Source organism: Pseudomonas sp. 18175, assembly GCF_050432925.1.
GTDB lineage: Bacteria > Pseudomonadota > Gammaproteobacteria > Pseudomonadales > Pseudomonadaceae > Aquipseudomonas.
In genome coordinates this window covers 139171-162920 of record NZ_JBKFTO010000002.1, presented here as the reverse complement: position 1 = coordinate 162920, position 23750 = coordinate 139171, and the positions used below count along the sequence as shown (strand labels likewise).

The 23750-nt window shown below is 61.9% G+C and carries 20 protein-coding genes and 1 pseudogene; 18 read left to right on the top strand and 3 right to left on the bottom strand.

Features of this window, described 5'->3' with window-relative positions; all coding sequences use genetic code 11:
• The first annotated feature begins 85 nt into the window (after window positions 1-85).
• The 5 genes and pseudogenes from ACLD1Y_RS03775 (at window position 86) to ACLD1Y_RS03755 (ending at window position 3545) form a co-directional block, all read left to right on the top strand.
• On the top strand, window positions 86-1000 hold the full coding sequence (locus ACLD1Y_RS03775) for a LysR substrate-binding domain-containing protein (RefSeq protein ID WP_010210548.1): 915 nt from the start codon (window positions 86-88) through the stop codon (window positions 998-1000).
• Window positions 1001-1151: 151 nt separating this feature from the next.
• A pseudogene (locus ACLD1Y_RS03770) lies at window positions 1152-1743 on the top strand (tyrosine-type recombinase/integrase); the annotation flags it as partial.
• Window positions 1744-1925: 182 nt separating this feature from the next.
• Window positions 1926-2204 (top strand): c-type cytochrome, encoded by a 279-nt coding sequence (locus ACLD1Y_RS03765; RefSeq protein WP_429475591.1) that lies wholly within the window; start codon window positions 1926-1928, stop codon window positions 2202-2204.
• Window positions 2205-2219: 15 nt separating this feature from the next.
• Window positions 2220-2444 (top strand): c-type cytochrome, encoded by a 225-nt coding sequence (locus tag ACLD1Y_RS03760; RefSeq protein WP_429475589.1) that lies wholly within the window; start codon window positions 2220-2222, stop codon window positions 2442-2444.
• 78 nt (window positions 2445-2522) lie between these two features.
• On the top strand, window positions 2523-3545 hold the full coding sequence (locus ACLD1Y_RS03755) for a LacI family DNA-binding transcriptional regulator (protein WP_429475587.1): 1023 nt from the start codon (window positions 2523-2525) through the stop codon (window positions 3543-3545).
• Here ACLD1Y_RS03755 and ACLD1Y_RS03750 read toward each other — a convergent pair.
• Window positions 3532-4461, bottom strand: coding sequence for an alpha/beta hydrolase (locus ACLD1Y_RS03750; protein ID WP_429475585.1), 930 nt, complete (start codon window positions 4459-4461; stop codon window positions 3532-3534). The two genes, ACLD1Y_RS03755 and ACLD1Y_RS03750, sit on opposite strands and share 14 nt — an antisense overlap.
• A 225-nt stretch (window positions 4462-4686) precedes the next feature.
• Between ACLD1Y_RS03750 and ACLD1Y_RS03745 the strand changes: the two genes are divergently transcribed.
• The 9 genes from ACLD1Y_RS03745 to ACLD1Y_RS03705 all read left to right on the top strand — a co-directional run bounded on the left by ACLD1Y_RS03745 (window position 4687) and on the right by ACLD1Y_RS03705 (window position 13150).
• Window positions 4687-5490 (top strand): ribonuclease activity regulator RraA, encoded by an 804-nt coding sequence (locus ACLD1Y_RS03745; RefSeq protein ID WP_429475583.1) that lies wholly within the window; start codon window positions 4687-4689, stop codon window positions 5488-5490.
• A gap of 2 nt (window positions 5491-5492) precedes the next feature.
• Window positions 5493-5939 carry a nuclear transport factor 2 family protein gene (locus tag ACLD1Y_RS03740; RefSeq protein WP_429475582.1) on the top strand — a complete coding sequence of 149 codons (447 nt, stop codon included), beginning with the start codon at window positions 5493-5495 and terminating at the stop codon, window positions 5937-5939.
• A gap of 1 nt (window position 5940) precedes the next feature.
• Entirely contained in the window at window positions 5941-7329 is a 1389-nt protein-coding gene (locus ACLD1Y_RS03735) for an aldehyde dehydrogenase (NADP(+)) (protein WP_429475580.1), read from the top strand.
• Window positions 7330-7331: 2 nt separating this feature from the next.
• Complete coding sequence (locus tag ACLD1Y_RS03730; protein WP_429475579.1) at window positions 7332-7625, top strand: Dabb family protein; 294 nt, start codon at window positions 7332-7334, stop codon at window positions 7623-7625.
• Between the two features lie 55 nt (window positions 7626-7680).
• Entirely contained in the window at window positions 7681-8967 is a 1287-nt protein-coding gene (locus ACLD1Y_RS03725) for an MFS transporter (RefSeq protein WP_429475577.1), read from the top strand.
• 48 nt (window positions 8968-9015) lie between these two features.
• Entirely contained in the window at window positions 9016-9828 is an 813-nt protein-coding gene (locus ACLD1Y_RS03720) for an NAD-dependent epimerase/dehydratase family protein (RefSeq protein ID WP_429475575.1), read from the top strand.
• Window positions 9825-10916, top strand: coding sequence for a mandelate racemase/muconate lactonizing enzyme family protein (locus ACLD1Y_RS03715; RefSeq protein WP_429475573.1), 1092 nt, complete (start codon window positions 9825-9827; stop codon window positions 10914-10916). The genes ACLD1Y_RS03720 and ACLD1Y_RS03715 overlap by 4 nt, the downstream gene beginning before the upstream one ends.
• Window positions 10917-11002: 86 nt before the next feature.
• Window positions 11003-11860 (top strand): aldose 1-epimerase, encoded by an 858-nt coding sequence (locus tag ACLD1Y_RS03710; protein ID WP_429475571.1) that lies wholly within the window; start codon window positions 11003-11005, stop codon window positions 11858-11860.
• A 36-nt stretch (window positions 11861-11896) separates the two neighbouring features.
• Window positions 11897-13150 (top strand): OprD family porin, encoded by a 1254-nt coding sequence (locus ACLD1Y_RS03705; RefSeq protein WP_429475569.1) that lies wholly within the window; start codon window positions 11897-11899, stop codon window positions 13148-13150.
• A 4-nt stretch (window positions 13151-13154) separates the two neighbouring features.
• On the opposite strand, the gene ACLD1Y_RS03700 is transcribed toward ACLD1Y_RS03705, so the two are convergent.
• Entirely contained in the window at window positions 13155-14759 is a 1605-nt protein-coding gene (locus ACLD1Y_RS03700; RefSeq protein WP_429475567.1) for an IclR family transcriptional regulator domain-containing protein, read from the bottom strand.
• A gap of 345 nt (window positions 14760-15104) precedes the next feature.
• Between ACLD1Y_RS03700 and ACLD1Y_RS03695 the strand changes: the two genes are divergently transcribed.
• The 4 genes from ACLD1Y_RS03695 to ACLD1Y_RS03680 all read left to right on the top strand — a co-directional run bounded on the left by ACLD1Y_RS03695 (window position 15105) and on the right by ACLD1Y_RS03680 (window position 20721).
• Window positions 15105-16532 (top strand): MFS transporter, encoded by a 1428-nt coding sequence (locus ACLD1Y_RS03695; protein WP_429475566.1) that lies wholly within the window; start codon window positions 15105-15107, stop codon window positions 16530-16532.
• 13 nt (window positions 16533-16545) lie between these two features.
• Entirely contained in the window at window positions 16546-17733 is a 1188-nt protein-coding gene (locus tag ACLD1Y_RS03690) for an L-talarate/galactarate dehydratase (protein WP_429475565.1), read from the top strand.
• Window positions 17734-17808: 75 nt separating this feature from the next.
• Window positions 17809-19341, top strand: a complete 1533-nt coding sequence (locus tag ACLD1Y_RS03685) for a UxaA family hydrolase (protein WP_429475563.1) — start codon at window positions 17809-17811, stop codon at window positions 19339-19341.
• A gap of 126 nt (window positions 19342-19467) precedes the next feature.
• Complete coding sequence (locus tag ACLD1Y_RS03680; RefSeq protein WP_429475561.1) at window positions 19468-20721, top strand: OprD family porin; 1254 nt, start codon at window positions 19468-19470, stop codon at window positions 20719-20721.
• A 36-nt stretch (window positions 20722-20757) separates the two neighbouring features.
• On the opposite strand, the gene ydiJ is transcribed toward ACLD1Y_RS03680, so the two are convergent.
• Complete coding sequence (ydiJ, locus tag ACLD1Y_RS03675; protein WP_429475559.1) at window positions 20758-23748, bottom strand: D-2-hydroxyglutarate dehydrogenase YdiJ; 2991 nt, start codon at window positions 23746-23748, stop codon at window positions 20758-20760.
• Window positions 23749-23750 lie beyond the last annotated feature (2 nt).

Here is a 23750-nt window from a genome sequence, read left to right as displayed (position 1 = left end):
ACAGCCTTTCCCCGTAAGATTCATGCCGGTCATTGTTCTTATGTGACTGCTCTCGTCAAGTTTGCTGACTCTTCCAGGACACAAGATGAACCGTAACGACCTGCGTCGTGTCGACCTTAACCTCTTGATCGTATTCGAAACCTTGATGCACGAGCGCAGCGTGACCCGCGCCGCCGAGAAGCTGTTCCTCGGCCAACCGGCCATCAGCGCTGCACTGTCGCGTCTGCGTGGCCTGTTTGACGACCCACTGTTTGTACGCACCGGGCGCAGCATGGAACCCTCGGCCCGCGCCGTGGAAATTTTCGCCCTGCTCTCCCCGGCCCTGGACTCGATTTCCACTGCCGTCAGCCGCGCCGCCGAGTTCGACCCTGCCACCAGCACTGCGGTGTTTCGCATAGGTTTGTCCGACGACGTTGAGTTCGCCCTTTTACCCCAACTGCTCAAACGCCTGCGCGCCGAAGCCCCCGGTATCGTGCTGGTTGTGCGTCGTGTCAATTACATCCTGATGCCCGGCCTGCTCGCCTCCGGTGAAATTTCGATTGGCGTCAGCTACACCGCCGACCTACCGGCCAACGCCAAGCGCAAGGTATTGCGCCGCAGCCTGCCAAAACTACTGCGTGCCGACAGCGTCCCAGGCTCCCTGAGCCTGGACGACTTCTGCGCCCGCCCTCATGCACTGGTGTCGTTTGCCGGTGACTTGAGTGGGTTTATCGATGAAGAACTGGAAAAGCTCGACCGTAAGCGCCATGTGGTGCTGGCGGTGCCACAGTTCAACGGGTTGGGCACCTTGTTGGCGGGCACAGACATCCTGGCCACCGTGCCAGACTATGCCGCCGAAGCACTGACCTCGGCGGGGGGATTGCGGGCAGAGGACCCACCGTTGCCGGTGCGCTCGTTTGAACTGCATATGGCATGGCGTGGGTCCCAGGACAATGATCCTGGGGAGCGGTGGTTGCGGTCGCGGATTCAGATGTTTTTTGGGGACCCCGAGAGTTTGTAACAAGGCTCCACCAAGCTCCATAAAGGCTTTAATAACATGGACTTAGTTAACTATTCGGTCCACTGCCGTTTATCGAAATCCACTTGATTCCAGAGCTCGTGGGGGCAAATTTTGGGAAATCCTCGGTTCCTTAAAAAGGATACCCACAGCGATGTCCTCAGATGATGCGGTTGTTTTCAAACGAAAACTCAGCGATGCCTTCATCCGTACGCTGACCGAGCCCGGCAAACACACCGACGGCGAAGTACCGGGTCTCTACTTGCAGGTGAGGCCTTCGTGCAAGGCCGGAAAAGCGCCTTCTAAGCACTGGCGTTTGAAGTATCGGCTGCACGGCAAGGAAAATTGTTACTCGATCGGGGCTTACCCGCAGATAGGACTGAAAGAGGCGCGCGACATTGCCCGCAATGCACGCCGAGACGCGGCCCACCACATCTCCCCGCTCAAGGCCAAGTCCGCCAAGATCGAGGCACAGTTGCTCAACGAACAGCGCACCTTTGCGTACGTAGCCGAACAATGGTTGGCCTTCAAGTCCCCCGAATTGGTGGCCAAATCCGTCGCTGGGTTTCGCGGGGCACTGAAAAATCACATATTGCCGGTCATCGGCAAGCACCCGGTCAGCCAGATCAAGCTGGAGCACGTCACCACGGTCATCACCGAACTGCGCCGCCAGCGCATTATGGCCATGGCCCGGCGCGTACGCACCATCATCCGTGCCGTCCGGGCGGGGTTGGGTCGAGCGCAACCCAACCCCTCCCCCCCAAAAAAATTAAATTTATCAGCTACTTAAACTTAATAACCAGCACAAGATTTGACGTAAAACCGTCAAAAGTTTTAATAGCGTGGTCATTTGTCGCACCCTAAACTCGTCACCTGAAACATTCTGAATCACTTCGCTCGTCAATACTTGAAGACCGGCAGCAACCACGTGGCCGTGGCATCCGGACCGATGGCCGAAGCGGTCACCAACTCGACCCAGCACCTGCGCGACGAAGACCTGTACGCCATCGCGGCCTACCTCAAAACCCTCCCCGGTTCGGACACCCGCAGCCCGCGCGCACTCAAGGCCAGTGACAAGGTCATGCAACAAGGCGCCAATGTGTATTCGGCGAACTGCTCGGCGTGCCACAACAGCGACGGAAGATGCATCAACCAATTGGCGTCGAGCCTGGCCGGCAACCCCGGCATCCAGGCGCAGAATGCGTAAAGCCTGATCACCACCGTGCTCGAAGGCGGACGTGGTGCCGTCACCGTCGACAACCCTACCAGCGGCGCCATGCCCAGCTTTGCATGGAAACTGTCCGACCAACAGATCGCCGCAACCCTCAGCTATATCCGCAACAGCTGGGATAACGCTGCGCCCGAGGTGACTGCCAAACAGGTCGCCGAGGTCCGTAAGGAGCGCAAACTGCCGGCTCAGTCGAGCGCGGACGGGACCTCTCGATGACGTGAAAGACGAGACGCCTACACGAGTGATCGCGTAGGCTTTCCCCCTCTCTCCCCCCCCTGAGCAACCTCTCCTGACATGGGCAACACCCTAAAGCGTCATGGCCTGTTGAAGGGCGCAGAATTGGCCAGCGTAAGCATGAGCACCGTAGACCGTGTGCTCAATGCGCGCGGTGGCGTGTCCGACCTCAAACGCCGCAAGGTGCTGGCGGTGGCACGCGCCCTGGGAATCCGCCCAGGCCTGCCCGAGACTTTCAGCGGGCCGATGATTGTGGATGTGCTGCTGGCCGATAGCGCCACCGACCACTTCAAGCGTCTTGACACGGCCTTCGAACGCCAGGCACAACGCCTGAGTGCCCACGTCATCCTGCGTCGCCAGCGTTGGCCGGAGAGCGCGCCTCAACAACTACTCGATGCCCTGCGCAAGCCCCGCTCGCGCCGTCACGGCATGATCGTGATCGCCCCCGACAATCCCTGCGTGCACCAGGCGCTGAACGCCATCGTGCAGCGCGGCACGCCTACCGTGCTGCTGACCAGCAACCTCACCAATGTACAAGGCGCCGTGTATGTGGGGATCGATAACCACACCGCCGGGCGCAGCGCCGGACGCCTGATGAGCCAATGGGTCGGCCAGCGGCCGGGCGCAGTGTTGCTGGTGGTCAATTCCCTGGGCTATTTCGCCCACCAGGAACGGGCCAAAGGATTTATCGACGTGATGGCGCAACACGCCCCGGCCACCCCCATCCTCGGCCCCGTGGAATGCTTTGACAACAATGAGCTGACCCAGGCCGCCGTCACCCGCGCCCTGGCCGGCCAGCCTTTGGCTGGCGTGTACGACACCGGCAGCGGCTCACCGGGCATTCACGCGGCGCTTGCACAGGCTCAGGCCACGCCCCTGTGGATCGGTCACGAAGCCAGCGCGCTGCATGCCAATTTGCTACGGGCGGGGGTAATGTCGCTGGTGCTGGACCAGGATCCAGAGGGCCAAGTGCAGGCCGCCATCGATTACCTGCTGCACCAGCAAGGGGTTATCGATGCACCGCCGATGTTGCCGCTGGCCATGAAGATTGTGATCGATGAGAACTTGCCTAAGCAGGCATGAGACTGGCACGCAGAGCCCGCGCCATTGCGTCATACAGGCATTCAACCGCCGCCACTCCACTGGCACGCAGACTCGCGTGGACCAAACCTTCACCCACGTGTAGCTGGGCGGGAACGGCGGACTGTTGCAACAACTGCACGTACGCTCGGCCCTGGTCGAACAGCGGGTCCCACTCGGCCACGGCGACAAAAGCCGGCGCCAGCCCGGTAGCCGTGTGCTGCTCCAGCGGCAAGGCTCGTGGGTCGAATCGGTGGGCGTTATCCGGCACGTAACCCGCCAACGATGCCAACAGGCCCGATGTCGTGAGCATCGGCGCCTCGGCATGTGCGTCCATCGAAGCAAAATCCGCGCGAGCGCTGAGCACCGGGTAGACCAACACTTGCAGCAACGGCTGAAGCAGGCCCTGTTCGCGCAAGGCGACACACAGTCCCGCCGCCAACGTGCCGCCCGCACTGTCACCGGCCACGGCCAGCCGCGTGTGACTGAGGCCCGGCCAACGGCCGTCGCGCAATGCCAGCCATACACTCAATGCATCGTTCAGCGGCGCGGGAAACGGATGCTCCGGGGCCAGTCGATAATCCATCGACACCAGCGCAACGGGCAGCCGTTTCGCCACAGCGTGGGCGAACCAGTCATGGGTGTCGTGGGCGCCCATGTTCCAGCCCCCGCCGTGCAGGTAGAGCACGGTGGGCCAGCCGTTATCGGGTGGCTCTCCAGCAGGTCTGTAGGAGCGGACCCTTATCCCATCCAGTTCATCATCGTCGACCAACAGATGCCGCGGCTTTGGCGGTGTGAAGTATTCGCACGCCTCTGTGAACGCCGCGCGGCGGGCAGCTAACGAGTCGTCACGGGGCGCAAAACGGGCGCTGGCATCCACATAGGCTTGCAGCGCGGGTTCCAGCAAATAGGCAGGCATGGGGTCAGTCCCTGGCAGAAAACCTCCGCAGATTACCGAGCGAAACATCCGGGTAAACGCTGGCAGGCAGGGTCACAGAACACGCAGTCCCGCGATGTGAGACAGCGACCACGTCCAGCCAGGCGCGACGTTTTGCCATACCCTCGGTTGGGCCTAGCATCCGCTCCATCGCTCGCCTTGCCCGAGCAGAACTTACCCCGTTCCACGGGATGCCAGGAGAACACAATGGCTATTCACCAATACGCTGAAGCAAACGACAACACGGCCAGCCGTAACGTCACCGTCAGCGATCAAACCCTGGAAAAGCTAGCGCGTTGCTCCAGCGGCTCACTGACCACCCAACTGTTCAAGCGCGGCTACCGCCAACCGGCATTTGTTGGCCTCAAGGCAATGAGCCGAACGGCCAAACCGTTTGCCGGCCGAGCGTTCACCATGCGCTTTATTCCAGCGCGTGAGGATATCGACACCTACGGCACCATGACCACCAAGCCCAACGGCGACAACCTGCAATGGCAGGGTGTGGAGCAAATCCAACCGGGGGACGTGTTGGTCATCGACAGCCGTAACGACGCTGCTGCCGCATCCGCTGGCAACATCCTGGTCACCCGCCTGCTGGCACGCGGCGCTCGTGGCATCGTGACCGACGGCGCACTGCGCGACGGCAGCGAGATCGCCGAATTGCCGCTGCCCGCCTACGCCCGTGAGATCGTGGCGACAACGCGGATTTCCTACCACCATGTGGCCGACCTGCAAGTGCCGATTGGCTGCGCCGGTATTGCCGTGTATCCCGGCGACGTGATTGTCGGCGATGCCGATGGCCTGACCCTGGTGCCGGCGCACCTGGCCGAAGAACTGGCAGACGTGTGCCTGGAGCAAGACGATATCGAACACTACCTGGCCATGCGTATCGCCGCCGGCGAGCCGCTGTGGGGCGTATACCCACCCAGCCCAGACGCGGTTGCGGCCTATCAGGATTGGGTCGCCTCGGGTCGCCCGACTATCCCGTCGATCATTGGCAAAGGAGTTTGAGCATGGCCGAGCACAAGCACGCACACACCATCCGTCGCTACTTCGCAGCGTGCAACGCGGCGGACTATGACGCGCTGGTCAGTTGCTTCACTCCGGACGCCGTGCACTACTTCCCCGACGGCCTGCCGGAAATCCCGTGGCGCACCGCCGACACCATTGCCCGCAAGTGGCAGTGGTGTGTGGAAAACCTGGGTTCGCAGTGGACCATCGAAAAAATCCTGGTGAGCCACGACAGCGACGAAGCCGTGATCGAATGGACCCACTGGAAAGGCAAGCTGGGCACCGCTCTGCGCGGTGACGAGTGGTACATCTTCGACAAGGACACCGGCCTGATCAGCGAGATTCGCGCCTATTACGCCTCACCGGCCAAACAGGACGTGACCATTAATGAACTGGTGGCCTTCGACTATGAAGGTCGCGGCTACCACCTCGAACCACGGGAGGCTTGAGATGAGCGAACACAACCTGGTCGACACCGCCGTCGCCCAAGCCCGTGCTGCTGCCTCGTTCTGGGCTGAAACCAGCGCCCAGGTGCGTGCCACCCTGCTGCGCGGCCTGGCCGATGCACTTGAAGCGCATAAAGAACCCCTGATTGCGCTGGCCGACGAAGAAACCCATTTGGGTACCAGCCGCCTGACAGGGGAAATCGCCCGTACCGCGTTCCAACTGCGCGGCTTCGCCGAGGGCCTGGCAAGCGGCCCCGCCTATGCGCGCATTGTCGACGCTGCCGTGGCAGGCGCGCCGCCTGTTGGTCGCCCGCAGCTGACCCGCGTAGCACGACCGTTGGGGCCGGTGGCGATGTTCTCTGCGAGCAACTTCCCCTTTGCGTTTTCCGTACTCGGTGGTGACACCGCCTCGGCCCTGGCCGCCGGTTGCCCGGTGGTGGTCAAGGCCCACTCTGGCCACCCGCGCCTGTCCCAAGCGGTGTTTGACCTGGCTCGTGAGGTCGTACGTTCCCAAGGGCTGCCCGACGGCTTGCTGACCCTGGTGGATAACGCCAGCCGTGGCGCCGGAGGCTATTTGGTGCAACATCCAGATATTACTGCCGTCGCCTTTACCGGATCGTTCCAAGGCGGCACCGCGTTGTGGAAACTGGCCAACGAACGTTCGCGCCCGGTGCCATTCTTTGGTGAGTTGGGTTCGATCAATCCTCTGGTAGCGCTGCCGGCTGCCCTGGAAGATAACAGCGCCGAACTGGCCAAGACCCTGGCAGCTTCGATCACGATGGGCTGCGGCCAGTTCTGCACCAGCCCTGGCGTGATCGTGCTGCTCGACCAACCGGCCAGTGAACGTTTTATCGGCCAATTGTGCGAAGCTTTGGCACCGATCCAGACCCATGCCATGCTCACCCCTGGCATGCGCCAGGGGTTTGAACAGGCGAGCGGCCATGTCGCCGCCCACGCCACCACCCTGCTCGCCCCGGCTGAAGGCGCCGAGGGCCCGGCTCCACGCTTGTACATCACCGAGGCGGCCACGTTCATCCAGGACCCGGCCCTGCGTGAGGAGATGTTCGGCCCTGGTGCCCTGGTGGTCAAAGCCCGCGACCTGGAGCAGGTCAATCAAGTGCTGAATGCCATCGGCGGCACCCTTACCACCACCCTCTGGGGGGCAGACCAAGACACCGAGGCCAACCGTGCTCTGGTACGCGCTGCCGAAGCCGTCTCCGGACGTGTGCTGTTCAGCGGCGTACCGACCGGCGTGGCGGTGTGCGCCGCACAACAGCACGGCGGTCCATGGCCGAGTTCCACCGCGCCACAGACCACGTCGGTAGGCTATGCCGCCATCGAACGCTTCCTGCGTCCGGTAGCCCTACAGGACGCACCGGCCTGGAGGGTTTGAGCATGATGCGACACCTTGTAATGTTCCGCCGCCTGCCCGCCGTGGAGGCCAACCCGGAACTGGAGCAGCAGTTGGTGGAGCGTATGCACCGCCTGCCAGAACACATTGACTTCATCCGCGACTGGACCGTCGCGGCCAATGAGCTGGATCGTCCGATTTGCTGGGACTACCTGCTTGATTCAAGCTTCGACGATGCCGACGCGGTGGCGCGCTACTTGCCCCACCCTGCCCACCAGGCACTCGTCACGGACCTGAAGCAGTATTTCGAATGGGTGGCAGTGGATTACACCTGCTGATACCGGTTCGACCACAATAAGAGGCGCGCCCCAACGAGGGCGCGCGGAGACAGCAATGCATAACAATAAACCCTATCGTTGGACGATCCTGACGATGCTGTTCCTGGCGATGGTCATCAACTACGTTGACCGCGCTGCCCTGTCCATTGCCATGCCGTTTATCACCCAGGATTACCACCTGACCCCGTCGGAGAAGGGCCTGATTTTCTCCAGCTTCTTCTTTGGGTATGCACTGTTCTGTTTCGTCGGCGGCTACCTGGCCGACCGTTTCGGGCCCAAGCGCGTACTCACCTGGTCGATGGGGTTCTGGTCGGTGCTGTGCGGCTGCACAGCCCTGGCCTTCAACTTCTGGTCGTTGCTGATCGTGCGCGCCCTGTTTGGCGTGGGCGAAGGCCCGGTCAGCACCACGGCCAACAAAGCTATCAACAGTTGGTTCCCCATCAAAGAACGCGCCCGTGCCATTGGTTTTGCCCAAGCGGGCGGCCCGCTGGGTGGCGCGTTGGCGGGTCCGATCGTGGGGTTCCTGGCCCTGTGGCTGGGCTGGCGGGCGGCCTTCGTGGTGATCGCCAGTATCGGCATCTTGTGGGCCATCGCCTGGTTTCGCGTAGCGGCTTCGACGCCCAAGGAACACCCCAAGGTCGGCCCGCAGGAACTGGCGCTGATCAATGCCGACCGTGACGTGCCCGTGCAAGCAACAGCAGATGCACCGCGCACCCCGGTGATGCAGATCATCATGCAACGAGCAGTGTTGGTCACCGGTGTCTCGCTGTTTTGCTACAACTACATCCTGTACTTCTTCATGACCTGGTTCCCCAGTTACCTGATCGACGCCAAGGGTATCGACCTCAAATCCATGAGCATTGTCACGGCCCTGCCCTGGTTTGTCGGCACCCTGGGGTTCATCGCCGGCGGCGTATTGATTGACTGGGTGTTCAAGCGCACCGGGCGTCGCTTGTTTTCGCGCAAGGTGGTGCTGGTGACGTGTCTGCTGATCGCGTCATGTTGCATCGGCATTACCGGGCAGCTGGAAAGTGTGACGTCGACCGTGGTGGTCATGACCGCGGCGATTGGTTTCCTGATGCTTTCGGCACCCGCCTACTGGTCACTGATCCAGGACGCCGTGCCGGATCACCAAGTCGGTACCGCTGGTGGTTTCATGCACGGGCTGGCGAACCTGTCTGGCATCGTCGCGCCGACGCTGACCGGGATTATCATCCAGAGCACTGGCACCTTTTCCAGCGGCTTTGGCCTGGCGGGTATCCTTGGGGTATTCGGCGCATTGGTCGTGGCATTTTTCGTCAGTGCACCCAAGGCGCCACAGGCTGTCGCAGCCGCCGCCTGATTTTGATCGCCGCCCGCGGGCGGCACTTCACGTATTCGAGTATTGGCTATGCAAACACTTCTGATCACGGGTGCCGCAGGCATCGTCGGCACGGCCCTGCGTCCTTACTTGCGCCAGACATACCAGTTGCGCTTGCTGGACCGTCAACCGATCCACGACCTTGAGCAAGGCGAAACCGCCTGGGTCGGCGACCTGACCGATCCGGCCTTTGTCGATCAGGCCGTCGCCGGCAGCCATGCGGTACTGCACCTGGCCTGTGCCCACGGTACCGAAATTGCCTTTGGCAGCACCGTGGAGCCGAACTACCACGCCACGCTGTACCTACTGGAAGCCGCCCAACGTCATGGCGTGCAGCGTTTCATCTTTACCAGCAGCCACCACGTTGTCGGTCAATACCGCACCGATGCGGCCAAGACCTTTGACGATATGCCCCCCGCCCCCGACAGTTACTACGCCTTGAGCAAAGTGTTCGGTGAAGCCGCCTGTGCTGCCTGGACCCTGCGCTATGACTTACCCACCTTTGTGATCCGCATCGGCAATGCCGATGCCAAGGTCAGCGATGCCCGTCGCCAGCGCCTGTGGACCAGTGCCCGTGACTTGGCGCAACTGGTGCGTATCGGCCTGGAACACCCCGATGTGCGTCACGAGATTGTCTACGGCGTATCCGAATGCCCGAACGCGCTGTTCAGCAATGATCGTGCTCGTGCGCTGGGCTACCGGCCGCAGGACAACGCCGCCGACCACCTGGCCGAAGATTTCCTGCCCTACGCGGCGATGGACCCGCTCCATTCCGGACGTGATCACGTAGGCGGCAGCTACGCCGGCGCCACCCTCGCCCCACTGCTGGAGGCGCAAGCATGAAAATCACCCGACTGGACACCTACATTGTCGAGATCCCGTTCACCGACGGCGGTAAGGGCCACGATGTCACGCCCACCACCTGGAACACCCTGGAAAACGTGCTGGTACGGGTCGAGGACGAGCGCGGCAACGTGGGCTGGGGCGAGGCGTTCGGCTACTTCGTCGCCGATGCCACTCGCGCGCTGATCCAACGCCTGTTCACACCCCTGCTGGTGGGCCGCGAGGTACAGGACATTGCCCAATGGAACCTGGACACGCAGCTGGCGCTGCATTTGTTTGGTCGCTACGGCGTGACCACCTTTGCGCTTTCCGGCGTAGACATGGCGCTTTGGGACTTGAAGGCGCGCCGTGAAAATGTACCGCTGCACCGCCTGCTGGGCGAAGCGAGTCGTGAATCGATCCCCGCCTACGCCAGCCTGGTGCGCTACGGCGAAAACAGCGTGGCGCCACAGGTCTGCCAACAGGCGCTGGATCAGGGCTTCAAGACGATCAAGCTGCACGAAGTGAGCCTTGCCGAAATTACCCGTTGCCGCGATGCGGTGGGCAACGAAACGGCGCTGGCCACTGACGTGAACTGCGCGTGGAAAGTCGACGATGTGCGCGCCTGGCTGCCGCGCCTGGCCGAGTTGAAGCTGGCGTGGCTGGAGGAGCCGATCTTTCCGCCGGAAGATTTCGCCACCCTGGCCAGCCTGCGCGGCGCCGGTGTGCCGATCTCGGCGGGCGAGAACTGGTGCACGGCCCATCAGTTTGAACAGGCCTTGAAGCAGGGTGCGGTCGATTCGATTCAGCCCAGCGTGACCAAAGTCGGCGGCATCTCTGAATGCCTGCGCATTGCCAACCTCGCCAGCCAGCATGGCACAGTAGTGCTGCCTCACACGCCCTACTTCGGGCCGGGGCTGATCGCCACCCTGCATCTGGCCGCCGTGCAACCGGCTGTGCCGCTGGTGGAATATTTGTATGTGCAACCGCAAGGCTGGTTGTACGACGTGCCCGCCTTGTTGCACGAGGGTGCGCTGGCCGTCCCCCAGGGCCCGGGACTGGGCCTTGACCTGGACATGACGGTGTTCGAGCGCTACCAGCGCACCTGACGCCCCCCTTTTTTTGCAGTTGCCCTTTCCGGCGCCTCACGGCCAGCCGGCGGGGCTTCTGCGTGCCCGAGAAATACGGAGCGAACATGCAAACCCTGGTATTGCACAACCCAATCTGGTCCCTGGTTCTGCTGCCGCAATGGGGTGGGCGCAGCGCGAGCCTCACAGTCGGCACGCTGGACGTGCTTACGCCGATCCAGGCGAACCGTTTCGACCCGCTGCATTGGCCGCGCGGCGGTGCCTATCCGCTGCTGCCCTACTCCAACCGCCTGCGCGACGCACGCCTCACCCATGGGGGCGTCACCCACACGCTGCCGGCCCACCCGGCTGCGCATCCGCACACGCTACATGGCGTCAGCCACACCCTGGCGTGGGACGTGATTGACCACAGCCCCACCCACGCCCTGTTATCCGTGGACTACAACGGCGAGCACTGGCCATGGCCGGTGCGTTTTCAACAGCGTTTCGACCTGGAGGGCAATTGCATCCGACTGCAGCTCTCGGTCACCAACCTTGGCGACAGTTCAATGCCTGCGGGCCTTGGCCTGCATCCTTATTTCCAACGCCACCCCGGTATGACCGTGCAGTGCGCGCCAAAGCTTGCCTGGGAACTGGACGCGGATTACCTGCCCATCGGCAGCGCGCTTGCACTGCACGAACCGCTACGCCTGCCCGCCGACGTCGCCCACGAGGTGGCGATCTATGCCTCGCGCTGGGACGGTCGCGCGCAACTCGACTACCCCCAGGGCCAACTGTTGATGCAGGCCGATCACACCCTTGGCCACTTGGTGATATTCGCCCCGCCTGGTGCGCCTTATCTGTGCCTGGAGCCCGTATCCCACCTGGCCAACGCGTTCAACCAGTGGCCGGAGCAAGGCACCCAGGTGCTGGAAGCCGGGCATACCTTGAGCGCCACGTTCTCACTGACCTGGACCCCCGTCTAACACGTTTTCACCCACCCCCGAAGGACAACAATAACAATGAAAGTCTATTGCTCCCTGCCCCTGCTCAGCCTGGGACTGACCCCTGTTTTCGCCCACGCCGACTTTGTCGACGACAGCAAAGCTACGCTGACGCTGCGAAACTTTTACTACAACCATGACCTGCGCGACGTCAAAGCACCGGCCCAGTCGAAGATCGAGGAATGGGCCCAGGGTTTTATCTTCAAGGCTCAATCGGGGTACACCGACACGCCGATTGGCGTGGGTGTGGATGTATACGCCGGGCTCGGGCTCAAGCTCGACTCATCACCAGGCCGCAGTGGCAGTGAGTTGTTGCCAGGTTTTACCAAGCGCCTGGGCAGCGGACGCGACAGTGACCCCAGCTCGGTCGATCAGTACTCCGAAGGCACAGCGGCACTGAAGTTTAAGTACTCAAAAACGGAACTGAAGGTGGGCGGGCTTTTCCCCAAGATACCGCTGGTGTACGCCGGCGACTCGCGCCTACTGCCGCAATTCTTTGAAGGGGCGATGCTCGACAGTCAGGAGATCGATCACTTCACCTTCAGCCTCGGGCAGATGCGCCAGACCAACTATCGTGGCTTTTCCCATTCCGGCGACATGCAGACCGGCAACTACCTGAGCGTCAGCAGCGACCGCTTCAACTATCTGGGCACCACCTGGAATCCGGTGCAGTCCTTCACCCTGGGGGTGTGGGCGGGTGAATTGGAAGACGTCTATCGGCAAAAGCTCATCACTGCGACCCAATTCGTGGACGTGGGCGCCTGGCGCCTGAGCGGCACGCTTAACTACACCGACACCGGTGAGCAAGGCTCAGCGCTGGCGGGCCCTCTAGACAGTCGCCTGACCTCAGCCCTGACCAGTGCGGCCTATGGAATGCACAAAGTCACCCTGGGTTACCAGTACAACGCCGGCAACAACGCCCTGCCGTTTTTGCAGGAAACCGACTTGCCTGGGGTGGGCAACGCGATCCAGGTGATGCGCTTCGACCGCGCCCAGGAACGTTCCTGGCAAGGCCGCTACGACATCAACTTTGCCGGCTGGGGTGTGCCCGGGCTGACTGCATTCGCGCGCTATGTGCACGGTGACAACTTCGAGATTAACGGCCAACCAGGCAAGGAGTGGGAACGCAATATCGACCTGAGCTACGTGATCCAGTCCGGCACTTTCAAGGACGTGGCACTGCGCTGGCGCAACGTCGAGATTCAAGGCGACGCCACCGGGCGCCGCGACGAAAACCGTGTGATCCTCTCCTACACCATCGCCTTGAAATAAGCGCCTAGGCTGGGCCACGGGTCAACGGCGCCGGGGAACCGTGGCTGCCGGCGGGCGTACTCATTACGGTGCCGGACCACGGCGCGTTCTTCAGCGCCACGCGGCTGACCGCCTGGCGCGATGAGGTGACAAACAAGGTGCCCCCATCTGCCGCGCCAAAACACAGATCGGTAGGCGACGCTACGGGCACGCCGAGCATGCGTTCAAGGTTGCCCTCCTGGTCGAACTTGACGATGCTCCAGCCACCGGACAAGGCCGTCCACACGCTACCGTCCGCATCCACGGCCAAGCCACTGAGCTGGCCGGAACCTTTAGGCATGCTGGTGAAGCGGCGCACCTCGGCGCCGGCACGCAGCCGGTACAAACTGCCAGACTCCGGCGCTAGCGCGAACAACTGTTGGCGTGGCGAATCCCAGCACAAGGCACTGATCGCCTCGCTGATTTGCCAGTGACTGATCAAAGTGCCCTCGCGAGAAACTTCGCCGATTTTCCACTGACCACTGCCCATGCGGATCGCCGCCCACACCCGGCCCTCAGGGTCGCAGCACAGGCAGGTTGGCGTACCAAAGCCCCAGGGTGTGCGATGGCGCACTTCGCCCTTGTCAAAGAGAAAATATTCGTCATCCTGCGCCACAAACAACCCGCTCGGCGTTAACTCTAGGCCGATGATCGGTTTCTCGGTGCGCAGAATCCGCGTGGTGCCCTGAGGGCCATGACGGTAGACCGCAGGGCCGAGTTTGTCGGCCCAGTACAAGCACTGCTCACTCGCGCTCCAGCGTGGATGGCCGCCCAGAAACGCCCACTGGCTGCTGACCGGCTGCAACTCATCCGGCCGCGCCTCGGCCTGCTTGACCGCCAACTGACTGCCGACACGCTGTGCCGAGGCCGCGACCTCCGGACCTAGCAGGGTCAATCGCTCCAGCGTCAGGCGGTAGGCCGGCCCCGCGATACTCAAGGCGCCGCGTACCTGCCCGCTGCTGTCAACAATGGGCGCTGCGACGCAACGCACGCCCATGACAATTTCCTCGTCATCGATGGCGTAACCGCGTACCCGCGTCACGTCCAACTCAGCTTGCAGGCGGTTGCGGTCGGTGATGGTCAACGGAGTCAGGGCGGTCAGCGTCATGTGCCGTATCAACTCACGCCGATCTTCGTCAGCCAGTGCGCTGAGGATCGCCTTTCCCTGGCCGGTGCAGTGCATGGCCTTGCGCTGGCCCATGGACGCAGCAGAGCGGCGACTGTGGGCGCCATCGCAGCGCTCCAGCGACAGCACTTGGTCGCCATCGCGAATCGCCAGGTACGTGGTTTCGCCCGTGAGGTCACGCAAGGCACGCAGCTCGAAACTTGCAGCAGCGATCAAGTCCGGCTCCATCCACGCGCCGCGCACCAGCTCCAGGTAACGAAAGCCCAAGCGATAGCACTTGTTGTTAGCGTCGCGGCGCACCATGCCTCGCTCCACCAGCAACGCGAGCAGTCGATAGAGCGTGGCGCGCGGCAGGTTCAACTGCGCCGCCAGTTGCTGGTTGTCCAGCCCCTCGGTGGACAAGCCGATGGCCTCAAGGATGTCGAAGGTTTTGTCGAGTACTGCGGTGCCTTTTGCCCGATCCATCAGTGACCTCTGCCGCGTATTTTCCTTTAGATGTATCACGACTTGAGAAATAGTCGATGCACCGCAGTGTTTTGATCGCGCTTGATTCTCACAACGTGAGACCTGCGAAAGACGCAACAACTCCCCCCCCGAACCTCCAACACGCCGCTGCCGTGCGCCGTCCTCATGAGCTATTCCCACCATATGGAACATTGGCGCGTTCGAATCACGAGAGCGGTGTTGTGCTCGTCAGCATTTCTCTAGGATCGAGGCAGCTTCAGTGGCAACCCGATGCAACTAAAGGCATTGGCAGCTCATGCCCGCCAATGCCTCAGCACTCAACAAAAATAATTAAACGAGGCACCCATGAACAACAACGAGCGCTATGCGCTGGAAGGCTCCGTGCCTATCCAAACGCCCCCGTCGGCGCCTTCGGTCAAGCTTGAGGCCGCCGCGGTGTCCACAAAAAGAACCCGCTATCGCTTTCTCATCCTGGCGATGATCACCATCGTGTTGGCCCTGAGCAGCGGCGACCGCGCGGCGATTTCGGTGGCCGGTTCCGACATGAGCAAGGAGCTGGGCATCAGCTCGGTGGAAATGGGTTATCTGTTCTCGGCCTTTAGTTGGGCCTATGTGATCTTTCTGATTCCGTCCGGCTGGCTCACCGACCGGCTCGGTTCGAAAAAGACCCTCGCGGCGGCCATCGCCATTTGGTCGGTGTTCACCATCGCCATGGGCCTGGTGCACTTTATCGGCATGGTGGTGCCGCTGCTGCTGGCGCTGCGTTTTTTACTCGGCATTGCCGAGTCTCCTGTCGGCCCTGGCTGTACACGGGTCATCGCCTCCTGGTTTCCCTCCTCTGAACGGGGCATGGCCGGCGCGATTTTCAACAGCGCGCAGTACATTTCGCTGGCGTTCTTTACCCCCTTGATGGGCTGGTTGTGCTACCGCTTCGGCTGGGAATACGTGTTCATTGTGATGGGCGCCGTAGGCCTGGGGATCGCGGTGGTGTGGTGGAAGGTTTACTACCTGCCGGTCAAGCATCCAAAGATGAACGCCGCCGAACTTGAATACATCCGCGCTGGCGAAGGGCTGGTAGACCTGGAGGGCCGCAAGACCGACCCGGCAGCGGCCAAGACTGGGCTGTCGACCTTGGCGGAAGTGGGCTTGCTGTTCAAGAGTCGAATGCTGGCGGGCATGTTTCTCAGCCAATACTGCGTCAGCGCCATCACCTGGTTCTACGTGACCTGGTTCCCGATCTACCTGGTCAAGGAGCGCGGCTTCGACATTCTACAAGCCGGCCTGGTGGCCTCTATTCCTGCCCTGTGCGGTCTTATCGGTGCCATTTCGTCCGGGTTCTTCTCGGACTACCTGGTGCGTCGCACGAACTCCCTGAGCATTGCCCGCAAGACCCCGATCATCACCGGCGTGCTGCTCAGCTCGACGATGATTCTGTGCAACTACGTCGACTCTCAGGTGCTGGTGATCGCGGTCATGAGCCTGGCGTTCTTTGGCAAGGGCTTTGGCAACCTGGGGTTCAGCGTCGTGGCCGATACCGCCCCCAGGGAAATGGTCGGCATGACCGGCGGCGTGTTCAACGCCATGGGCAACACGGCCGGGATCATCACGCCAGTGGTGATCGGCTACCTCTTGCATTCAAGCGGCTCATTCAACAGCGCACTGATCTATGTCGGCGCCCACGGCCTGATTGCGGCGTTCTCGTACCTCTTCATCGTTGGAAAGATCCAGCGCCTGCATCTTTCCGACCTGATCAAACCTGCCACTGCCCATTAAGCTGGAGACCACGATGATTGAAAGTAACGTTTACATCGACCCTAAAATCGCCTCGATGCAAGCCGGCGAAGCCACCACGGACGCCATTGAATGGGTCAAGGTGTCGCTGACAATCCTGCCGCTGGCCGCGCCGATCAGCGATGCAAAAGTACTCACCGGTCGGCAAAAACCGTTGACCGAAATCGCGTTCATTTTCGCCGAAATCCGCACCCGTGAAGGTCACGAAGGCATCGGGTTCGGCTACTCGAAACGCGCCGGTGGGCCGGGTATGTATGCCCATGCCAAGGAAATCGCCCCGGTGCTGCTGGGCGAAGACCCCAACGACATCGCCAAGATCTTCAACAAACTGCTCTGGGCCGGCGCTTCAATGGGACGCAGTGGCCTGACCACCCAAGCCATCGCGCCATTCGACATTGCCCTATGGGACCTCAAGGCCAAACGCGCCAAGTTGCCGCTGGCCAAGCTGTTGGGCGCCCACCGCGACTCGGTGCAGTGCTACAACACCTCCGGCGGCTACCTGTCGACGCCGCTGGAACAGGTGCTGGAGAACGTCGACATGTCGCGTGAAAACGGCATTGGCGGAATCAAGATCAAGGTCGGACAGCCGGACACCAGCATCGACTTCAAACGCGTCAAGGCCGTGCGCGAGCGCCTGGGCGAAGGTTTCCCTCTGATGGTGGACGCCAACCAACAATGGGACCGCATCACCGCACAGCGTTTCGGACGCACGCTTGAACAATTCGACCTGACCTGGATCGAAGAGCCGCTGGACGCCTACGACGTCGAAGGCCACGCCGCCCTCGCCGCCTCACTGGACACCGCCATCGCCACTGGCGAGATGCTGACCAGCTTTGGTGAGCACGCCCAGTTGCTCAACAACAAGTCCTGCGACTTCATCCAACCGGATGCGCCCCGCGTGGGCGGTATCACGCCGTTCCTGCAAATCATGCAGCAGGCCAGCGTCCAGGGCGTGAACCTGGCACCGCATTTCGCCATGGAGATTCACCTGCACCTGGCGGCCGCCTTCCCGCAGGAGCCTTGGCTGGAGCACTTCGAGTGGCTGGAGCCGATGTTCAACGAGCGCCTGGTGCTCAAGAACGGGCGTATGCAAGTGCCCAATCGTCCAGGCCTGGGCTTTAGCCTGAGCGATCAGGCCTTGGCCTGGACTGTCGCCACCCAAGAGTTCGGTAAACGCCCGTAAGCGATCTGAAGGATGCCGGGCCGGGCCCGGCACCCTGCGCCCATAACAACAGTCAGTCACTGACAAGGTCACACCATGCAAAACCGTGAAATCAGCCCCGTCATCCGCCTCGATTCTGCCGACAATGTGGTCGTGGCACGTGTGAAAATCAGCGCAGGCACCCACGTTGCCAGCGAACAATTGACCACCCTGCAAGACGTGCCATTGGGGCACAAGATAGCCGCGCGTCTGATCGAGAAAGGTCAGCCGGTGCTCAAGTACAACACGGTGATCGGCTACGCCAGCGAAGAGTTGCCGGCCGGCACCTGGATGCACAGTCACAACATCGAATTCGGTGATACCGCCCGCGACTACCGCTACGGCCTGGACTACGTGCCCACCGACGTGTTGCCGCAGGAGCGGCGTGCGACCTTTCAAGGCATCGTCCGCGCCGACGGCCGCGTAGCTACGCGCAACTACCTGGGGGTATTTGTCGTCGGTAACTGTGGCGCCACGGTCGCCCGCAAAATTGCCAACCACTTTGACGCCGAGCGTCTTGCCGCGTACCCGAACATCGACGGCGTAGTGCCGTTCGTGCATGAAATCGGTTGCGGCATGGAAATGACCGGTGAACCCATGAACCTGCTGCGCCGCACTATCGGCGGCCACGTCAAACATGCCAACACCGCGGGCGGCCTGCTGATCGCGCTGGGCTGCGAACGCAACAACATCTATGGGTTCATCGAGCAGGAAAACCTGGCGTTGGGCGACATGCTCAAGTCCCTGGTGATTCAGGATGTTGGTGGGGTAAAAACGGCTGTCGAGCAAGGCATCAAGATGATTGAGGGCATGTTGCCTCAGGCCAATGCGGTCAAACGCGAGCCGGTCAGTGCAGAACATTTGATCATCGGCATGCAGTGCGGCGGCTCGGACGGGTTCTCGGGTTTGTCGGCCAACCCGGCGCTGGGCGCGGCAGTGGATATCCTGGTACGTCACGGCGGCACCGCGATTCTCTCCGAAACCTCGGAAATCTTCGGCGTCGAACACACCTTGACTGCACGTGCCGCTACGGCGGAGGTGGGCCGCAAGCTGATCGAGCGCATCGACTGGTGGCTCGAATACAACCGCGGCCGCGATACACAGATCAATGGGCGCGTCAGCCCTGGCAACAACGCCGGAGGCTTGGCCAACGTATTGGAAAAATCCCTGGGCGGCGCAAAAAAAGGCGGCAATGCGCCGTTGATGGACGTGTATGAATATGCCTATCCCGTGACCACTCACGGCCTGGTATTCATGGACACCCCCGGTTATGACCCGGTGTCTGCTACCGGCCAGATCGCCGGCGGCGCCAACATGATCGCCTTTACCACCGGACGCGGCTCCTGCTTTGGTTCTCTGCCCGCGCCGACGTTCAAGCTGGCAAGCAACACCCCCATGTTTAATCGCATGAGTGATGACATGGACATCAATTGCGGGCAGATCATTGATGGCGACAAGACCATCCAGCAAATGGGCCAGGAAATTTTCGAACGCCTGCTGGCACACGCCTCCGGCGAGCAGACCAAAAGCGAGCTGAACGGCCTGGGCGAAGATGAGTTCTGCCCCTGGCAGATCGGCGTACTGGCTTGAGTTCGCGCTGACTTACCCATCCCCCTTCCCTGCCTCATCCCCCTGAGGCAGGCATTGGCACACCACAACAATAATGACGCCAACCAGGCGCAGCGGCGAAGCCATGGCCGCACATCAGGAGCACACATGCCGAACAACAAGCGCGTATTGATCTGCACCACCCTGTTGCCAATGGGGCTGCTCAGCCCTACCACCCACGCGCAGGGGTTCATAGACGACAGCCATGCGACCCTGCAGACCAGCAACTTCTATTTAAACCGCGACTTTCGCGAAGGCACTGGCATCTCGAAACGGGAAGAATGGGCCCAGGGTTTCGTGCTGGATTTTCGCTCCGGGTACACCGCCGGCACCGTGGGTTTCGGGCTTGACGCCATCGGCATGCTCGGGCTCAAGCTCGACTCCGGCCCGGACCGCAGTGGCACTGGCTTGCTGCCTGTCGGCCACGATGGGCGCGCGCCGGATCAATACAGCAAGTTTGGCGTCGCGGTGAAGGCCAAGGTCTCGAAGACCGAGGTCAAGATAGGTGAGATGCTGCTCAAGTACCCGACCATCGCATCCAGCATCGGGCGCATTCTGCCGCAGACCTTTCAGGGCGGCATTGTCACCTCCAAAGAGCTCGACGGGCTGATGCTCACCTTTGGCGACATCAACCGCACCACCCTGCGCGACTACTCCCATAACCAGTCCCTGACCCTGGTGAACAAAAATCGACGTTTCAGCGGTGCGCCCGAAGCGGACGATTTCAAACTGGCCGGGCTCGACTACACAATGAATAAGAACCTGGTACTGAGCTATCAGCGCGGCGAGTTGGATGATCTCTACACCCAGCACTACCTTGGGCTGGTGCACACCTTGCCACTGGCCGTGGGCTCGATCAAAAGTGACGTCCGCTACTACATCAGCGATGACAGCGGCGCCGCCCGTGCGGGGAAGATCGACAACCGCACCCTCAACGCACTGTTGAGCTACAACCTCGGCGGGCACATGGCCGGGTTGGCCTATCAAGGCCTTAGCGGCAGTACAGCGATGCCCTACGTGGTCGGCACCGATGCGTTTCTGACCAACTACATGATGGCCAACGACTTCATGGAGAAAGACGAACGCTCCTGGCAAGCGCGTTATTCCTATGATTTTGCCGCGCTGGGGGTGCCAGGGCTGACGTTTTCGACGCGCTACACCAAAGCCGATCACGCGCACCCTGCAACTGTCGCCGGTGAAGGCCGAGAATGGGAGCGCGACACCGATATCGGTTATGTCATTCAGCAAGGCACGTTCAAAAACGTGGGCGTGTTGTGGCGCAATGCTGCGCTGCGCTCGAACTACCTGCGCGACATTGACGAGAATCGGATGATCATTAGCTACACGCTGCCGCTGTTCTGAGGCACATGAAAACAATGGGGAGGACCCGTGTCCTCCTCATTCCTCGCCATACAACGCCAACAGCACCTCAATGGGGTGACGCAACTGGGTGTGTGCCAACCGCTTGACCTGGCTACGGCACGAATACCCGGTAGCCAGCGGCTCCCCACCCGTTTGTCGCGCTACCTGCTGCTGCCAGGACTGGCCATAAATCGTCCGCGACGTCTGCTGGTTACGCGCCTCATGCCCGTAGGTGCCCGACATGCCGCAGCAGCCCGTCGCCTCCACCACCAGCTCAAGATTCGCGCGGCGAAACACCTCGACCCATTGCTGGCTGCTGGCCGGCACGTTGGTTTTTTCCGTGCAATGGGCCAGCAGCCGGAAGGTTGTCGGGCCCGGGCCCGCGGGGATTTCGTCCAGGCAATCAAGCAGCCATTCCTGGGGCAGTTCAACCGTGGGGCTCACCTCCAGGCCGGGGACTTTCTGGTATTCCTGGCGATAGACCAGGGTCATCGCCGGGTCCAATCCCACCAGCCGCACGCCGCAATCGGTCAGGGCTTGGAGCTGCCGGGCGTTACGGATCGCGGCTTTGTTGAAGGCGCCGAGAAACCCCTGTACCTGCAACGGTTTGCCGTTGGGGCTGAATGGCGCGATGTACACCTGGTAGCCCATGCGTGCGGCCAGTTCGATACAGGCGGCCAACAATGGCGTTTCGAAATAGCGGGTGAAGGCATCCTGCACCAGCACCACGCTGCGGCTGATTTGCGCGGGGCTCAGTTGCTGTAAACGGGCAACGGTTGCCGGTTCAACCTGCCAGCGGGCGAGCACGGCCTGGAAATCAAACCGACTGATGGAGGGGCTGTCGACCATGCCCACCTGGTCCGCCAGCCAGCGTTTGACCGGTGCGGCGTTCATCACCGCGTTGTAGAGGCCAGGCACCCTGGCGAAGTACGGGATGCTGAATTCCAGCGAGCCAATCAGGTAGTCACGCAACGGTCGCCAATACCGGGTGTGGTACAACGCCAGGAATTGCGCGCGGAACTCCGGCACATTGACTTTGATCGGACACTGCCCCGCACAGGATTTGCACGCCAGGCAACCGGCCATGGCGTCGTAGACCTCATGGGAAAAGTCGTCAGCCTTGCGCCGTTGGCGCCAGCCACGCTGGGTCGCGGACAACACATCCACCCCCGCATTGCCCTGCAAGCGCAGCCACTCGCGGATCAACGAGGCGCGACCCTTGGGTGAATGTTGTCGCTGGCGCGTAGCTTTCCATGACGGGCACATAGCGTCGTCCGGGTCGTAGTTGTAGCAGGCGCCGTTGCCGTTGCAGTGCACCGCCGAGGCGTACTGGGTCCACACGCGCTCGTCGATCTGGCGGTCCAGCTCACCGCGCAGCGGCGCCTCGTCGACCTTGATCAGCGCCTCGCTGCTGCCCAGTGGCGTGGCGATTTTGCCGGGGTTGAATTGGTTATGGGGGTCGAACGCAGATTTGATCGCCTGCAAGGACGGGTACAACTCGCCGAAGAACGCCGGGGCGTATTCAGAGCGCAGGCCTTTGCCGTGTTCACCCCACAGCAGGCCGCCGTAGCGTTGGGTCAGGGCGGCCACGGCGTCGGAGATCGGGCGCACCAGCGCGGCCTGGCGCGAGTCTTTCATGTCCAGAGCCGGGCGCACGTGCAGCACGCCGGCATCGACGTGGCCGAACATGCCGTATTGCAACCCATGGCTGTCGAGCAACGCGCGAAATTCGGCAATGTAGTCAGCCAGGTGTTCGGGCGGTACGGCGGTGTCTTCGACAAACGGCTGCGGCCGAATTTCGCCCTGCACGTTGCCCAGCAAGCCCACCGAGCGCTTGCGCATGACGTAGACCTGTTTCACCGCCGCCTCACCTTCGGCCAGCGTATGGCCCAGGCGTTCGACGGTGAGGTCGCTGCGCAGGTGTTCGATAAAGGCTCGTACGCGCCCTTCTACCTCACTGACCTCATCACCACTGAACTCCACCAGGTTGATGCCCAGGGTCGGGCGCTGCGGGTCTTCGGGAAAATACGGCGCGACGCTGTGCCAGACGATGTCCTTCATCGCCAGCAGCAGCACCTTGGAGTCCACGGTCTCGATGGACAGCGGCTTGAGTGCGATCAGTGCACGGGCATCACGCAGCGCGTCCATGAAACTGGCGTAGCGCACATTCACCAGCACCGCATACTTCGGGATGGGCAGCACGTTCAGCAACGCTTCCACCACAACCCCCAACGAGCCCTCGGCGCCACACATCACGCTGTTGAGGTTCAAGCGCCCCTGCTCGTCGCGGATATGCGACAGGTCATAGCCGGTGAGGCAGCGGTTGAGCTTGGGGAATTTGGCGTCGATCAGGTCGGCCTTTTGCGCATGAACATCGCGCACCACGCGATGCACTTCGCCCACCCGGTCCTCGCGGGCGCATTCACGGGCCAGCTCAGCCTCGCTCAACGGCCGCGAATGCAAGCACTCGCCGCCCAGCAGCACGCTGTGCAGCTCCAGCACATGGTCGCGGGTCTTGCCGTAGGTGCAGCTGCCCTGGCCGCTGGCATCGGTGTTGATCATGCCCCCGACGGTGGCGCGGTTGGAGGTAGAAAGCTCCGGGGCGAAAAACAGGCCGTGGGGCTTGAGTGCCGCATTGAGCTGGTCCTTGACCACCCCCGCCTGCACCCGTACCTGGCGCCGCTGTGGGTCGATATGCAGGATCTTGTTCATGTGCCGCGACAGGTCGACCACGATGCCATCGGTGAGCGACTGGCCGTTGGTGCCGGTGCCGCCACCGCGCGCCGTGAGCTTCAACGCGCGATACCTGGGTGCCGCCAACAACTGCGCGACACAGGCCACATCGTCCTGATCAAACGGAAATACCACGGCCTGGGGCAGCTGTTGGTAGATCGAGTTGTCAGTCGCCAAGACAGTGCGGGTCGCATAATCGGCACTGATTTCGCCGCGAAAGCCCCCGGCCTTCAAGGCCGCTAAAAAATCACTGTAGCCTGCGGCCGTGGCGCTCGGTGTGAGTTGGGCGATCATGG

Excerpts from the sequence above, each read along its gene's own strand:
- ACLD1Y_RS03775 (WP_010210548.1), top strand. The coding sequence starts at position 86 with ATGAACCGTAACGACCTGCGTCGTGTCGACCTTAACCTCTTGATCGTA.
- ACLD1Y_RS03755 (WP_429475587.1), top strand. The coding sequence starts at position 2,523 with ATGGGCAACACCCTAAAGCGTCATGGCCTGTTGAAGGGCGCAGAATTG.
- ACLD1Y_RS03750 (WP_429475585.1), bottom strand. The coding sequence starts at position 4,461 with ATGCCTGCCTATTTGCTGGAACCCGCGCTGCAAGCCTATGTGGATGCC.
- ACLD1Y_RS03745 (WP_429475583.1), top strand. The coding sequence starts at position 4,687 with ATGGCTATTCACCAATACGCTGAAGCAAACGACAACACGGCCAGCCGT.
- ACLD1Y_RS03740 (WP_429475582.1), top strand. The coding sequence starts at position 5,493 with ATGGCCGAGCACAAGCACGCACACACCATCCGTCGCTACTTCGCAGCG.
- ACLD1Y_RS03735 (WP_429475580.1), top strand. The coding sequence starts at position 5,941 with ATGAGCGAACACAACCTGGTCGACACCGCCGTCGCCCAAGCCCGTGCT.
- ACLD1Y_RS03730 (WP_429475579.1), top strand. The coding sequence starts at position 7,332 with ATGATGCGACACCTTGTAATGTTCCGCCGCCTGCCCGCCGTGGAGGCC.
- ACLD1Y_RS03725 (WP_429475577.1), top strand. The coding sequence starts at position 7,681 with ATGCATAACAATAAACCCTATCGTTGGACGATCCTGACGATGCTGTTC.
- ACLD1Y_RS03720 (WP_429475575.1), top strand. The coding sequence starts at position 9,016 with ATGCAAACACTTCTGATCACGGGTGCCGCAGGCATCGTCGGCACGGCC.
- ACLD1Y_RS03715 (WP_429475573.1), top strand. The coding sequence starts at position 9,825 with ATGAAAATCACCCGACTGGACACCTACATTGTCGAGATCCCGTTCACC.
- ACLD1Y_RS03710 (WP_429475571.1), top strand. The coding sequence starts at position 11,003 with ATGCAAACCCTGGTATTGCACAACCCAATCTGGTCCCTGGTTCTGCTG.
- ACLD1Y_RS03705 (WP_429475569.1), top strand. The coding sequence starts at position 11,897 with ATGAAAGTCTATTGCTCCCTGCCCCTGCTCAGCCTGGGACTGACCCCT.
- ACLD1Y_RS03700 (WP_429475567.1), bottom strand. The coding sequence starts at position 14,759 with ATGGATCGGGCAAAAGGCACCGCAGTACTCGACAAAACCTTCGACATC.
- ACLD1Y_RS03695 (WP_429475566.1), top strand. The coding sequence starts at position 15,105 with ATGAACAACAACGAGCGCTATGCGCTGGAAGGCTCCGTGCCTATCCAA.
- ACLD1Y_RS03690 (WP_429475565.1), top strand. The coding sequence starts at position 16,546 with ATGATTGAAAGTAACGTTTACATCGACCCTAAAATCGCCTCGATGCAA.
- ACLD1Y_RS03685 (WP_429475563.1), top strand. The coding sequence starts at position 17,809 with ATGCAAAACCGTGAAATCAGCCCCGTCATCCGCCTCGATTCTGCCGAC.
- ACLD1Y_RS03680 (WP_429475561.1), top strand. The coding sequence starts at position 19,468 with ATGCCGAACAACAAGCGCGTATTGATCTGCACCACCCTGTTGCCAATG.
- ydiJ (WP_429475559.1), bottom strand. The coding sequence starts at position 23,748 with ATGATCGCCCAACTCACACCGAGCGCCACGGCCGCAGGCTACAGTGAT.